Raw genomic sequence first — 12755 nt, 5'->3', positions numbered from 1 at the left:
GACGGCCTCAGACCGGCGGGGCGACGAAGACGCCGCGGTCGGGGTCGTTGAAGGACTCCTTGGCGATGAGTTCGTTCATCGGGTTGGCGGTGCCCCACTGGTCGGTGACCTCCGGGGCGGAGAAGTCGTGGACGTGGGGGTGCCAGGCGTCCTCGTCGAGCTCCTCCAGCTCGGTGGTGTACTCCACGGTGTTGCCGTGCGGGTCCAGGAAGTAGGAGAAGGTGTTGTCCCCGGCCAGGTGACGGCCCGGTCCCCAGATCATGCGGACGCCCGCGCGCAGCAGCCGGCCGGTGCCGTACATGTACTCGTCGACGCCGCGCAGCTCGAAGCTGACGTGGTGCAGTGAGGTGTGCGGGCCGCGGGCGATGGCCAGGCTGTGGTGCTGGGGGTTGCAGCGCATGAAGTGCATGACCCGGCCCATGTGCGGGTGGGCCAGGGTGTCCGACAGCGCGAAGTCCAGGTGCCGCTCGTACCAGGCGCGGGTGGCGTCGATGTCGGGGGCGTTGAGCACCACGTGCGACAGGCGCACCGGGACCGCCTCCTTGGGCTCCAGCCTGCGGTGGGCGCGGACGGCCACGTCGGCGGAGACCTCCACGGTACGGCCGTCGAGGTCGAAGAAGCGGAAGCCGTACCCGCCGCCGGGGGTGTCGATCGTCGCGGGCTCGGAGACCAGCGGGACGCCCGCGGCGCGCAGCCGGGTGGCGAGGGCGTCGACGTCGGCCCGGGTGGCGGCGCCGAAGGAGATCAGGTCGAGCCGCTTCTCGTCGGCCTTGCGCAGCCGGACGACGTACTGCTCGGGCGAGCCCTCGGCGGCCAGGAAGCTGATGCCGGTGTCGCCGGCGACCTCGGTCAGGCCCCAGACGCCGGAGTAGAACTCCCGCTGCCTGTCGTGGTCGGGCACGGCCAGGTCGACGTGGCGCAGGTGGGTGATGAGACGGTCGGGCACGGTCGTGCTCCTTGCAGATCGGAGAGTCCTTACAGGTCGAAGAGGGCGACCGCGTTGCCGCCGCGGATCGCGTCGAAGGCGTCCCGGTCGAACCCGGCGGCGCGCAGCCGGTCCAGGGGGTCCTCGACGCCCATGTCGAAGGGGTGGTCCGAGCCGAGCAGCACCCGGGAGGTCCCGGCGACACCGGCCAGGGCGCGCAGGGCTGCGGGCTCGTAGACCAGGGAGTCGAACCACAGGCGCCGCAGGTAGGTGCTCGGCGGGGAGGCGCAGCCGCGCGCCTCCGGGCGCACCCGCCACCCGTGGTCGGCCCGGCCCAGGGACGTGGGCAGGTAGCCGCCGCCGTGGGCCGCGACGATCCTCAGGCCGGGGTGCCGGTCCAGCACCCCGGAGAAGATCAGGTGGGACAGGGCGACGGCGTTCTCGACCGGCTGCCCGACGATGTTGGACAGGTAGAACCGGTCCAGCCGCTCGTCCAGAGTGCAGCCGAACGGGTGGACGAACACCACGGCGCCGAGCTCGGCGGCCCGTGCCCAGAAGGGTTCGTACCCCGGGTCCGACAGTTCCCGACCGGGGGCGTGCGAGGAGATCTCCACCCCCTTCAGGCCCAGGCCGAGAGCGTGCTCCAGGAGCCTCACCATCAGCGGGGGGTGCTGGAGGGGCACCAGGCCCAGGCCGTACAGCCGGCCGGGGGCCTGGGTGCAGTGCTCGGCGGTGCCCTGGGCGGCCAGCAGGCAGACGCGTTCGGCGAGCTCCTCGTCGGCCCAGTAGTGGTAGTGCGACGGCGACGGGCTGACGATCTGGACGTCCACCCCGGCGGCGTCCATGTCGGCCAGCCGGTCCGGTACGCGGGTGAGCCGCGCGACGCGCTCGCCGATCATCCGGCCCGAGACCGACAGGGACTCGGGCCCGTTGCGGCGCGCGTCCAGTGCCCGGTGCTCCCGCAGGCCCGGGTGGTCCGCCACGGCCTGCTCGACGCCGGGCAGGATGACGTGGGCGTGCACGTCGACGGTCGGCGCGGGCGTGTCGCCGGGGGGCGCCGTGCCCGCGGGCGCGGCGTCCTCGGATGTGGCGTGAGGGGTTGCGGCGTGAGCGGGCGTGAGGTTCGGGGGAGTGGCGTTCACGGGCGTCGCGTCACCATCTCGGCGATGCGGCCCATCAGGCCGGGCACGTCGGCGTCCGGGGCGGGGTGGAGCTGCCACTCGGCCAGGCGCAGGGACGCCTCGACCACCGCCTTCACCCGCTCGTACCGGCGGTCCATGAAGGTGTCGAACAGCGGCTGGCCGAGCCGCTCGGCGCCGAGCAGCAGCTCGGCCAGGACGGCGGCGTCCTCCAGGCACTGGGCCGCGCCCTGGGCGAGGGTGGGCGGGCAGGCGTGCACGGCGTCGCCGATCAGCACGACGCGGCCGCGGTTCCAGGGACGCTCCACCAGCAGCGACTCGAACCAGGTGTAGTGGATCCGGCCGGGGTCGGTGATGTCGGCCCGGATCGCCTCCCACGCGCCGCCGTAGGCCTCGGCCAGCGCCCGCATGTGGGAGGGCTTGTCGGCGTCGGCCACCGACTCGCGGGGCCGGGCCCTCTCCACCAGGTAGGCGTACATGGTGTCCTCGCCGGTGGGGCAGTAACCGGCGATGAAGCAGGGGCCGCCGTAGACCAGGTCGGTGCGCTCGACCTCCTTGGGGCGGCGGGTGTGGATGCGCCAGATGCCCATGCCGGTCGAGCGGACGGCGGCCTCGACGCCCAGCAGCCCGCGGACCTTGGAGCGGATGCCGTCGGCGCCCACGACCAGGTCGTAGGTACCGGTGGTCCCGTCGGACATCCGGGCCCGCACGCCGTCGCCGGTGTCGGTGAGGCTCTCCACGGTCAGGCCGAGCGCGATCCGCGCGCCGGACCCGCGTACGGCGTCGGCGAGGATCGCGGCCAGCTCGGGACGGTTCATGCCGAGCGTCGCCGGCAGGTCGGGGCCGCCGGTGCGGGCGTCGGGGATCTCGGCGAGCAGCCTCCCGTCGGGGGTGCGCAGTCCCAGGGAGTCGAACGCGAAGCCCGAGGCGGCGACCCGCTCCCAGACCCCGAGGTCGCGCAGCACCCGCAGCGCGTTGCCCTGCAGGGTGATGCCCGAACCGAGCGCGGTGAGCTCCGGTTTGATCTCCGCGACGTCCACGGCGACGCCGCCGCGGGCGAGCAGGATCGCCAGGGCCGATCCGGCGGTGCCGCCGCCGACGATGAGGACGTTACCGATCGCGGTCATGGGGTCTCACTTGACGGCCAGGGGGTTGACGGGGGATCCGACCGCGCCGGTGACGGGCAGCGGGGCGGCGGTGAGCCAGAACTCGTGCACGCCGTCGGCGGCGCAGTCGGCGGCGAGGGCGTCCAGGTCCCACATCTCGCCGACGAGCAGGCCGATGTGCGGGATGACGACCTGATGCAGGGGCTGGAAGGCGTGGTCGAACTCGTTGGGACGCACCTCGAAGCCCCAGGTGTCGGTGGCGATCGCGGCGATCTCGGTGCGGTGCAGCCAGCCGGCGGTGGTGAACGACAGGCCCGGGGCGGGACCGCCGGCGTAGTCGCCCCAGCCCTCCCTGCGCGCCCGGGTGAGCCGGCCGGTGCGCACGCACACGATGTCGCCGCGGCCGACCGTGACGCGCTGCGCCTCGGCGGTGGAGACGAGGTGTTCCTCGGTGATCGCGAAGCCGTCCGGCAGCTCTCCCTGCTCGCCGAACGCGCGGCCGACGTCGAGCAGGACGCCGCGGCCCGCGACGGGAGCGGCCAGATGCTCGATGCCGGTGACCAGGTCACCCGCGGAGGTCACCACCCTGTCGGCGGGGCGGCCGTTCCACGCCACGCCGTGGTCGAAGATGTGACCCAGGCCGTCCCACTGCGTGGAGCACTGCAGCGGCATGGCGATGACGTCGTCCGCGCCGCCGAACCCGTGCGGGAAACCCTGATCGCCGTGCACCGCGTCCAGGCCGGTGTCGGTCATCGTGTGCACCGGGTTGGTACGGCGCCGCCAGCCCTTCTGCGGCCCGTCGGTGTCGAAGCGCTGCGACAGGGAGAAGGAGACGCCCCGGAGGACCAGCGCCGCGCCCCGGCGGCGCTCGGCCTCGTCGATGAAGTTGACCGTGCCCAGCACGTCGTCGTCCCCCCAGCGGCCCCAGTTGGAGCAGCGGGCGGCGGCCTCGGCGATGGCGCCCTCGGGGTCGGTACGGTCGAGCATCAGCCCTCCCGGCCGTGCGGGTCGGCCACGCACCGGTTGCGCTGCACGCCCAGACCGGTGATCGTCCCCTCCATCACGTCGCCGGGCCGCAGCAGCCGTCCCCGGTGCATGCCGTTGCCGGCCGGGCTGCCGGTGAGCACCAGGTCTCCGGGGAGCAGCTTCACGGTCCGGGAGATGTACGACACCAGCCGCGCCACGCCGAAGATCATGTCCTTGGTGGACTCGTCCTGCATGACCTCGCCGTTGAGCCTCAGCGTGATCCGCAGGTCACCGGGGTCGGCGACGAAGGCGGACGGCACCAGGTAGGGGCCCAGCGGGGTGAACGTCGGCGCGTTCTTGGCCCGCAGCCAGTCGGTGCCGATCTCCGGCATGTCCCGGCGGAACACCAGCTCGCGGGCCGTGAGGTCGTTGGCGACGGTGTAGGCGGCCACGTGCTCGGCCGCCCGCTCGACCGGGACCCGGAAGGCCGGGCGGCCGATCACCGCGGCCAGCTCCAGCTCCCAGTCGGGCTTGGCGCACCAGGCCGGGATCACCACGTCGTCGTAGGGGCCGGTGACCGAGGAGGGCAGGCCGACGAACACGTACGGCTCGTCCTCGGCCGCGCGGCGGTCCATCATCGCCGCGGTCTCGGCGCTGACCTGCTCGGCGGGACGTCCGCCCGCGGGCTCGTGCGCCACCGCCAGGTCGATGACGTGGGTGCGGTAGTTGGCGCCGGACTGCAGGATCTGCCGGGGCTCGACCGGGGCGTGCACCCGCAGGCCGGCGAGCGGCGACCACTCGTCCCTGGACGACGCGGCGGCGGCGTGCAGCAGCGGCAGCACGGCGTCCCACCGTTCCAGCAGCGCGCGGACGGTCGGCGCGTCCCGGCCGGTCGCGTGAAGGCCGGGGACGGTGCGCAGGTCCAGGACCCGGTCACCGGCGACCAGACCGGGGAAGGCCGGGCCGTCACCGGTGGAGAAGGTGCCGAGCGCGAACGGGCCGGCAGGGGGCGGGGGTGTTTCCAAGGTGTTTCCTCCCGTTACGGTGCCCCCAACCCTGGGCCAACGAAGCGAATCTAGGAAATTGATTCTTCGCATGGCCACATCCAGCGGATGGATGGTAACGGTGATGTGTGCCGCGGGCGCACCGTGACGATCAGGAACGCCGTCTTCGACGGCACCCTCACCCCCGGGGTCTCCGTCACCGGCGTCGGCTTCCAGGTGAGCCGCCCGGACGGCGACACCGCGCCGCCGTCCGGGTACACCTGCTCCTGACCACCGGCACTCCGCGCCCTCCCGCCGCGGGCGGGCGCGGAACGTCCGGGCCGGCGTCCGGGTCGGGTCCGGGCCGGGTCAGCGCAGGGGGATGGCGGTGCGGTCGCCGGTGGGCCGGGGGCCGTGGATGCGCCTCTGGTCCTCGGCGATGGGGACGTCGTTGATGCTGGCCTCCCTGCGGCTCATGTAGCCGCGGGCGTCGAACTCCCACTGCTCGTTGCCGTAGCTGCGCCACCACTGGCCGGTCGCGTCATGCCATTCGTACTGGAACCGGACGGCGATGCGGTCGTCGCCGAACGCCCAGAGCTCCTTGCGCAGGGCGTAGTCGAGCTCGCGCTCCCACTTGTCGGTGAGGAACGCCTCGATCCGGTCGCGGCCGGTGAGGAAGGTCGAACGGTTGCGCCAGGTGCTGTCGGGCGTGTAGGCGGCGGCCACGCGCCGGGGGTCGCGGCTGTTCCAGGCGTCCTCCGCGGCCTGCACCTTGTCCCGCGCGGTGTCGGCGGTGAAGGGCGGCAGCGGATGGCGCGGGGGTTCGCTGTCGTGGTGGCCGGTGCTCATGTCGGGCTCCCGATGGGTCGGTGTGGTGACGGCCGGGCCTGCCGGCCGGGATCGGCGCTCGCGGACGTCCGCCAGGCCCGGCCACGGCCGTGGCCATGGCTGTCGCCCAGTGGCCGTGGCCGTCGCCGTCACCGCCGTCGTCCCCGTTGCGTCACCTTCGGAGCCGGAGCCGGAGCCGGAGCCGGGACCGGGGCCCGTGCCGTCGCGATCCTCGATCGGAGGATCCGCGGTTCCGGGTGCCCGGCGGGCGTACCCGGACGCACCTAACCGTCATAATTGATTTCGTCGGTGAGACGCTACGACGCCGGCATCTAACCTGTCAAACCAGGAAAGGGAGTAAGGCCGGTGCGTGCCGCGGGCGGGCACGCGGGACGAGACGCCGCCAGACCGTCCGGGGAGGGAGCCTCGGCGACCGGCAACGGCCGGCGCGCGTCACCGGTCTGTGCGGGGACGGGTCCTCACGCCGTCGGGAGCAGGTCGGCGACGGCCTCGTCGACGCTGTCGCGCAGCGCGAAGTGGGGCAGCAGGCCGGTGCGGAGCAGCAGGTGCCGCAACCCGGGAGGCATGCCCACGAACACCAGCCGGCCGGTGGCGGTGGCGAGGACCCGGTGGTGGGTGTTGGCCAGCACCGCCAGCGCGGTGGAGTCGTAGAAGGTCAGCCCGGAGACCTCCATCACCAGGCGGGGACCCGGGCTCCGCTCCCAGACCGCCTCCACGTGGTCGACGAGCGTGGGCCCGGTGATGAAGTCCAGATGCCCGCCGATCTCCAGGACGCTGCAGTGACCGTGATGGGTCACCCGTACCCGCAACTCCTGGCGGTGCCGCTCGTTCACCCGGGTCCTCCTCTGTCGCGTCGGCGCCGCTGGCGCCCCCGCGATACCCCGATGAAGCGCGGAAATGCCCCCGGCCGCGAACGAGCCCTCGGCCGGGGGCGGATTCTCGGCTACACGTCGGACGCCGTCGCAAGGAGGGGCTGGTAGGTCACCTCCGCGAGGGCCCGCTGCCCGCTGGTGCTGGGGTGGAAGTAGTCCCAGGTGCTGAGCTGGCTCAGCGTGAAGGGGTAGGAGAAGACGGCGCCGCCGTCGTACCGGCAGGTGCTGTACTCCGCGCAGACCCGGGCCAGCACGTCGTTGAACTCGACGACCCGCTGCCTGACCCGGTCACGGCGCGCCTCGTCCTCCGCGGCCGTCGAGCGGGGGGAGGCCAGCATCGACCGGCAGATGTTGAAGGCGCTCCACGCCGTACGCGCCGAGGAGCTGTCCTTGCCGACCGACCACAGGCGCTTGAGGTCGGGGATGCTGGCGACGAACACCGACGCCTGCGGGATCCCGGCCGCCAGCTCCTGCATCGCCGCCCGGAAACCGCTCTCGAAGTCGGCCACCGAGGTCATCGACGACTCCGAGGAGGTGCACGCGTCGTTGGCGCCCATCAGGATCGTCACGTAGTCGACGCCCCGGGAGGCCGCGGTCCTCGCCTGCCCGGCCAGGTCGGCGATCTTCGCGCCCGACCGGGCGTCGTTGTAGGCGACCAGGTCGGGGTTCTGCGTCCTGATCCGGTTGCGGTGGCTGTCGACCGAGGTGCTCGACCCCGTCGACCACGATCGGCTGGTGCAGTCGGCGAACCAGCCGCAGGCGTTGAACCCGCGGGTGATCGAGTCGCCCAGCCCGGACATGGAGCCGGGCGGCGCGACGGTGGCCGAGGTCGCCGGGGTGGTCGGGACCACGGCCCAGCCGAGGGCGGCGAGCAGGATGAGGACGATCTGGAGGGCATGGCGTCTAGACAAGGGACCTACCTCTGTCCGGGGGGTGTGCCGGGTGCTGAGCCGATCATGAATCGCTTCGCGCCCGCCGTACATAGGGGGAACAGAAACCTTACGCTCAGGTCAAGTCCGCTGTCAGGCGGTGAGGGGAACCGTGGGCGGGTCGTGGGCGGGTCGTGGTGCACGGCTGTCACCGCCCTCCCGGAGGCGATGCCCGGGTGGAGGGGCCCGCGGGGTGGACGGCCGAGGAGCAGCGGCGCGTCGAGTCGATGCTTCGTCAGGACGAGCACGGGGGCGCGCCGCCGCCCGGCCGTGTCGATTGCGGGCGGGACGTCATCGTCATCACGCTGCCGGACAGGGGGCCGGGGTCGTGACATCGGTGATGCCGGGCGGCGTCGTGCGGTCCTTCGGCCCGGTGGGCTACGGGTTCGTCGGCGACACGCTGGTGCTCACCGGCCTGCGGCCACCACCGTACGGGCACGCCGAACAGGCCCTCCACCTGGCCCGCCGGGACCTGATGCTCTGGTCGCCGTTCTTCCTCCTGTGGGGCCTGTCGTGGACGGTCATGGCCTGGCACCTCACCCGTACGGCCCGAGGGGGTCGCGCCGGCCACGGGAGGGCGGAGCCGGAGGTCCAGTGCCGACGAAGACGTGAACCGGGTCGTATCGGTGGGCTCCACGGTCGTCCGCGTTCACCGGCACGCGGCAGGTGCCGAACCCGCGGCTCAGGAGCAGGAGCGAACCGCATCGTCCCAGGCGCCGGGGCTGCGGTGGTGGTTCTTGTGTCCCGCGGCGAGTACGTGGCGCAGTTCGGCACGATGCCGGGTGTTCGCGGGAAGATCCAGCCGGTCGAGGAGGGCCAGCGCGGCGGCCGGTTCGAGGTCGCCGTAGACGTCGTGGAAGCTCGCCCGAAGACCGCGGAAGAGGGACGAATGCAGGGCGGGAAGCCGCACGACGGTGCGGTACGTCGGCTCCTTCACCGTCCAGCGCACCGGGCCCGAACACTCCAGAACCCGACGGGCTCGGCGCAGGAGGGGTTCCGATCGCTCGGCCACCACTCGGTCGACGTCGTTACCGAGGACCTCGCCGAAGGCCGTCGCGGAAGTGGTGTGGTCCTCGAACCAGTCCACCCACAGCGAGTAGGTGACGGCCTCGACGTCCCGGTCCGCCTCCAACCGCTGACGATAGCCGTCCCACAGGACGCCGGCCGGCAGGGGGCCGTCCGCACCCTCGTTCGCGAACCGGATCTCGCACGTGACCCAGTATTCGTCCAGGAGGTCCAGCAGCCCGAAGGCCAGCCGCACCTGGTCGGCTGCATCCAGGTCCTCGGTGAACACATCGCCGGCCCAGGAGTGCGCCACTTGGCCGGCGGTGAGCGGCACGTCCGGCTTCTCGTCGCTCACCCACCCGTTGCGCACCTGGCGGACGCCCCGATCGGCCAGCCAGCGCCGTGCCGCCTCCAGGGCCTGCATCTCCATCCGGGAAGTATGACAAGCCTCGCAAGAGGCAAACGAAACAGCCTAGTCGCGGAACGACCCGTCCGCCCGGCGCAGGTGGCGGCTCAGCAGGTGCCTGCAGGTCGGGCAGTGCCGCATGAACCCGCGCTTCATCACGAAGCCGACGCCCACGGTGGCCAGGTAGAGGAGGCCGACCATCCAGCGCTGCCCCACGCGGACGACGGCGGCGTTGGTGCACGTCTTGCAGTCTCGACAGGTCACATCACCACTCTGATCGACGATCACTCGTTCCGCGCGTCGATCCCCGGGTCCGGTTCCCGCCGGGGAGCGCCGGCCGGGCCGGGGTCGCGAGCCGGGGAGCCGTCCCCGTCGGCCCGGCGCCGTACCAGGGGCAGGTACACCTCGTCGACGATCTCGACGAGGACGTCGTCGGACACGGTGGGGACCCCGCGTACGACGAACTCGTTGCGCAGCAGGACGATCGCCACGGTGGCGACCCGCGGATGGAGCGCCTCGGGAGCCGCTTCGCCCCGTGCGACCGCGCGCTCCAGGATGGTCAGCCACGGGGCGGCCGCGGCGTCGCCGGACCGTTCCTGCAGCTGCGCCAGGAGTTCGGACGTGCCTCCGGCAGCGGACAGCAGCTCGCGCAGGATCGCGCCGAGGGGAGAGCTCCAGTGGCGGTTCGCCCGGCGCAGCCACTCCAGGACGTCACCGCGCAGATCGCCGGTGTCGGGAGGGGAGACCGTCGTGGTCAGCCGCCGGTAGGCGGCGATGCCCAGCGACAGGCGGTTCGGCCAGCGGCGGTAGATGGCGTTCTTGTTGGTGCCGGCGCGGGCGGCGACCCTGTCCATGGTCAGCCCGGCGTATCCGGCCTCGGTCAGCTCCTCCGCCGCGGCGCGCAGGATCGCCTCCTCCAGGGCGGCTCCGCGTCGCCGTGTCCGCCCGGCGCCCGGCCGTCCCGTCGGATCCTCTGTCATGGCCCTTCCCGCGCTCGGTGCCGATCATGTCCTCCCATTCTGGTTGCCATGCCCGCGCGCTCGCACATAAGGTACGACAAGTACCTTAAAGTTCTCGTTGGAAGAAGGCATGACATGCGGGCAAAAGGCATCAGCTACGACACCGGTTTCCTCCACAAGGGGGTGCTCGGCCACCCGTCCTTCGACCCGGAGGTGGCCAGGCGCGAGCTGCGCGTCATCCGTGACGACCTGCACTGCAACGCGGTCCGCGTCATGGGGGGCGACCCGGAGCGGATGGAGATCGTGGCCTCGCACGCCGCCGACCTCGGCCTGGAGGTGTGGTTCTCTCCCTACCCCCTGGAGCTGACCGAGGAGGAGACGCTGTCGCTGTTCGCCGACTGCGCCGTGCGCGCGGAACGGATCAGGCGGCGGGGCGCCGAGGTCGTGTTCGTCACCGGCGCCGAGCTCAGCCTGATGAACAGGGGATTCCTGCCCGGCGACGACATCGACGAGCGGGTCGAGTCGCTGACCGGGTCGGGCCGTCTGCAGGAGCGGGTCGACGAGGTCTCCGCGGCCGTCAACGACTTCCTCGGCAGGGCCGTCGCGCTCGTCCGCGAGCACTTCGGCGGCAGGGTGACCTACGCGTCCGTACCGCTCGAACGGGTCGACTGGGCCCCCTTCGACATCATGTCCTTCGATCTCTACCGGTCGGCCGAGATCGCCGGTCACTTCGCCGAGGGCGTCGCCGGCCTCGTCGCGCGGGGGAAGCCGGTCGCGATCACCGAGTTCGGCTCGGCCACCTACCGGGGCGCGGGCGACAGGGGCGCCCGCGGCCTGGAGGTCGTCGAGTACGAGAAGGAGACCCGCGCGCCGCTGCGGCTGAAGGGGGAGTACGCCCGGGACGAGGCCGGCCAGGCCGCGTACCTGCGCGAGCTGCTGGAGGTCTTCGAGGCCGGAGGCGTCGACGGCGCCTTCGTGTTCACCTTCGCGCTCCCCGACCACCCGCACCGCCCCGGGGGCGACCCCCGCGACGACCTGGACCTGGCGAGCTACGGCATCGTCAGGTTCTACGAGGACCGCCTCGGGACCACCTACCCGGACATGCCGTGGGAGCCCAAGGCCGCGTTCGCCGCCGTCGCCGACCACTACCGGAGGCACTGAGACGACAGGGGCGGCGGAGCGCCGAGGCGGCGGGCCCGGCGCGTTCCGCACCGGCATGCCGGACGGAATCACAAACGCCGCCGAATTCATTTTCCAGCGCTTTGACGCTTAAATCATCCTGATTCCATACGGACCCCGGACACGGTGAGACCTTTACCCGGCCGTCGTGGACCACGCGCGCTTATCCGCCGAGACGTGCCGGACATGACCGCATGGCTTCAGCGCTTTCCTCGGATTATTCACGAGGTGCGCGGGAAAAAGGAGAATCACATGTTCGACAGGAGCAGGATCATCGCGTTCGTCTGCGCCGGTGCGGCGATCGGCCTCGCCACGGGGGCCGCCTGGACGGGAGGCGCGAGCGCGAACACCCCGGTCCCGGCCAAGGCCGCGACCCCGTACGCGCAGGCCGCCGCCGTCATCAACGCCGATGGGAGCATCAACCGCGCCAAGGGCGTCAGGGCGGTCACGAAGCCCGCCGTCGGGCAGTACTGCGTCGAGCTGGAGGACAAGGACCTGGACATCACGAAACTCGTTCCTTCGGCCACCCTGCAGTACACGTCCTTCGAGTACGGAATTCGTGTTTCGATGTGGCCGCACCCCGCCTGCGGAACCCAGAAGGACACCTTCCACGTCATCACCGGAATGCCCGACAAGTGGGTGGACCAAGCATTCTCGATCGTCATCATGTGATCCGCCGCCGTTTCACGGCCGGCGCGCGTCGCCCCCCCGTGGCGACGCCGGCCGTCGTACGAAACCACACCCGGGACCGGGGCCGGGACCGGGATCGGCGGGACGGCCGGGCCGGTCGGTGACACGACGCCGCTTTCGGGTACGGGGCGGTCATGATGAAACACGCGTTGTGGCAGGGACTGGTCGCCGGGGCGGCCGGTGTCGCGGTGATGACACTGGGGGAGAAGGTGGAGCAGCGGCTGACCGGCCGCCCCGACTCCCACGTTCCGGCGCGGGTCCTGGAACGGCTGACCGGTATGGCCGAGCGGCCCGGACGCCAGCCCGAGCCGGTGAACTGGGCCATGCACGCCGGGCAGGGCATCCTGCTGGGCGTCCTGCGTTCGGTGATGTCCCACGCCGGGCTGCGCGGCCCGTGGTCCTCGGCGAAGTTCGCGGTGGTCCGGGTCACCAACGACCAGATCCTGGAGAACGCCACCGGGGTCGGCGCGCCTCCCGAGACCTGGCCCCGCCGTGAGCTGGTGGTCGACCTGCTGCACAAGACGGTGTACGCCTTCGCCACCGGTGTCGTGGCCGACCTGCTGGCCGCCCGCTCCGGGCCCGGCCCCGGGCAGCGGCACGCCGCGATGCGGCCGGGACGGCGCGCCGGGGTCGGGCCGCTGCCGAGGGAGAAGGCATACGGCCGCTGAACGGCGACCGGCCCGGCGGCCGCCGGGCCGGACATGATCCCGTTTATGAATCTACATTGTAAAGGTGCTGGAACGATCG

At 72.2% G+C, this 12755-nt stretch carries 16 protein-coding genes; 5 read left to right on the top strand and 11 right to left on the bottom strand.

The annotated features are described in order from the left end of the window. Nucleotides 1-7 precede the first annotated feature (7 nt). Genes ACZ6RT_RS21025 through ACZ6RT_RS21005 form a run of 5 tightly spaced genes read right to left on the bottom strand, consistent with a single transcriptional unit; the run spans nucleotide 8 to nucleotide 5161 of the window. Nucleotides 8-946 carry a VOC family protein gene (locus ACZ6RT_RS21025; RefSeq protein ID WP_470155485.1) on the bottom strand — a complete coding sequence of 313 codons (939 nt, stop codon included), beginning with the start codon at nucleotides 944-946 and terminating at the stop codon, nucleotides 8-10. Between the two features lie 29 nt (nucleotides 947-975). Next, on the bottom strand, nucleotides 976-2067 hold the full coding sequence (locus tag ACZ6RT_RS21020; RefSeq protein ID WP_470155484.1) for an amidohydrolase family protein: 1092 nt from the start codon (nucleotides 2065-2067) through the stop codon (nucleotides 976-978). Next, on the bottom strand, nucleotides 2064-3191 hold the full coding sequence (locus ACZ6RT_RS21015; RefSeq protein WP_470155482.1) for an FAD-dependent oxidoreductase: 1128 nt from the start codon (nucleotides 3189-3191) through the stop codon (nucleotides 2064-2066). The genes ACZ6RT_RS21020 and ACZ6RT_RS21015 overlap by 4 nt, the downstream gene beginning before the upstream one ends. 6 nt (nucleotides 3192-3197) lie before the next feature. Next, nucleotides 3198-4157, bottom strand: coding sequence for a cyclase family protein (locus ACZ6RT_RS21010; protein WP_470155480.1), 960 nt, complete (start codon nucleotides 4155-4157; stop codon nucleotides 3198-3200). Next, a complete protein-coding gene (locus ACZ6RT_RS21005; RefSeq protein ID WP_470155478.1) occupies nucleotides 4157-5161 on the bottom strand; it encodes a fumarylacetoacetate hydrolase family protein in 1005 nt (334 codons plus the stop codon). The genes ACZ6RT_RS21010 and ACZ6RT_RS21005 overlap by 1 nt, the downstream gene beginning before the upstream one ends. A gap of 123 nt (nucleotides 5162-5284) precedes the next feature. Between ACZ6RT_RS21005 and ACZ6RT_RS21000 the strand changes: the two genes are divergently transcribed. Further along, nucleotides 5285-5410, top strand: a complete 126-nt coding sequence (locus ACZ6RT_RS21000; RefSeq protein ID WP_470155476.1) for a hypothetical protein — start codon at nucleotides 5285-5287, stop codon at nucleotides 5408-5410. 78 nt (nucleotides 5411-5488) lie between these two features. On the opposite strand, the gene ACZ6RT_RS20995 is transcribed toward ACZ6RT_RS21000, so the two are convergent. The 3 genes from ACZ6RT_RS20995 to ACZ6RT_RS20985 form a co-directional block, all read right to left on the bottom strand. Beyond that, the gene (locus ACZ6RT_RS20995; protein ID WP_399195208.1) at nucleotides 5489-5968 is read right to left on the bottom strand and encodes a nuclear transport factor 2 family protein; all 480 of its coding nucleotides are present in this window, start codon (nucleotides 5966-5968) and stop codon (nucleotides 5489-5491) included. Between the two features lie 458 nt (nucleotides 5969-6426). Then, entirely contained in the window at nucleotides 6427-6801 is a 375-nt protein-coding gene (locus ACZ6RT_RS20990; protein ID WP_399195210.1) for an STAS domain-containing protein, read from the bottom strand. 110 nt (nucleotides 6802-6911) lie between these two features. Beyond that, on the bottom strand, nucleotides 6912-7751 hold the full coding sequence (locus ACZ6RT_RS20985; protein ID WP_399195212.1) for an SGNH/GDSL hydrolase family protein: 840 nt from the start codon (nucleotides 7749-7751) through the stop codon (nucleotides 6912-6914). Nucleotides 7752-7903: 152 nt separating this feature from the next. Here ACZ6RT_RS20985 and ACZ6RT_RS20980 point away from each other — a divergent pair, with 152 nt between their 5' ends. Further along, nucleotides 7904-8101, top strand: a complete 198-nt coding sequence (locus ACZ6RT_RS20980; protein ID WP_470155473.1) for a DUF6191 domain-containing protein — start codon at nucleotides 7904-7906, stop codon at nucleotides 8099-8101. A gap of 350 nt (nucleotides 8102-8451) precedes the next feature. On the opposite strand, the gene ACZ6RT_RS20975 is transcribed toward ACZ6RT_RS20980, so the two are convergent. The 3 genes from ACZ6RT_RS20975 to ACZ6RT_RS20965 are packed head-to-tail and all read right to left on the bottom strand — an operon-like array spanning nucleotide 8452 to nucleotide 10160. After that, the gene (locus tag ACZ6RT_RS20975; protein WP_399195216.1) at nucleotides 8452-9204 is read right to left on the bottom strand and encodes a hypothetical protein; all 753 of its coding nucleotides are present in this window, start codon (nucleotides 9202-9204) and stop codon (nucleotides 8452-8454) included. A gap of 42 nt (nucleotides 9205-9246) precedes the next feature. Then, nucleotides 9247-9444 (bottom strand): hypothetical protein, encoded by a 198-nt coding sequence (locus ACZ6RT_RS20970; RefSeq protein ID WP_470155471.1) that lies wholly within the window; start codon nucleotides 9442-9444, stop codon nucleotides 9247-9249. A 20-nt stretch (nucleotides 9445-9464) separates the two neighbouring features. Next, nucleotides 9465-10160: a TetR/AcrR family transcriptional regulator gene (locus ACZ6RT_RS20965; RefSeq protein ID WP_470155469.1), complete on the bottom strand. Its 696-nt coding sequence runs from the start codon at nucleotides 10158-10160 to the stop codon at nucleotides 9465-9467. A 114-nt stretch (nucleotides 10161-10274) separates the two neighbouring features. Here ACZ6RT_RS20965 and ACZ6RT_RS20960 point away from each other — a divergent pair, with 114 nt between their 5' ends. From ACZ6RT_RS20960 to ACZ6RT_RS20950, 3 genes are all read left to right on the top strand, one after another. After that, entirely contained in the window at nucleotides 10275-11300 is a 1026-nt protein-coding gene (locus ACZ6RT_RS20960; protein ID WP_470155467.1) for a hypothetical protein, read from the top strand. A gap of 270 nt (nucleotides 11301-11570) precedes the next feature. Then, nucleotides 11571-11990: a hypothetical protein gene (locus ACZ6RT_RS20955; protein WP_470155466.1), complete on the top strand. Its 420-nt coding sequence runs from the start codon at nucleotides 11571-11573 to the stop codon at nucleotides 11988-11990. Nucleotides 11991-12142: 152 nt separating this feature from the next. Then, nucleotides 12143-12676 (top strand): hypothetical protein, encoded by a 534-nt coding sequence (locus tag ACZ6RT_RS20950; RefSeq protein WP_399195225.1) that lies wholly within the window; start codon nucleotides 12143-12145, stop codon nucleotides 12674-12676. Nucleotides 12677-12755 lie beyond the last annotated feature (79 nt).

It is taken from the genome of Streptosporangium sp. NPDC050148, assembly GCF_055586505.1.
Note: the sequence above shows the minus strand (reverse complement) of the source record. Positions and strands in the feature narration are given on the sequence as shown.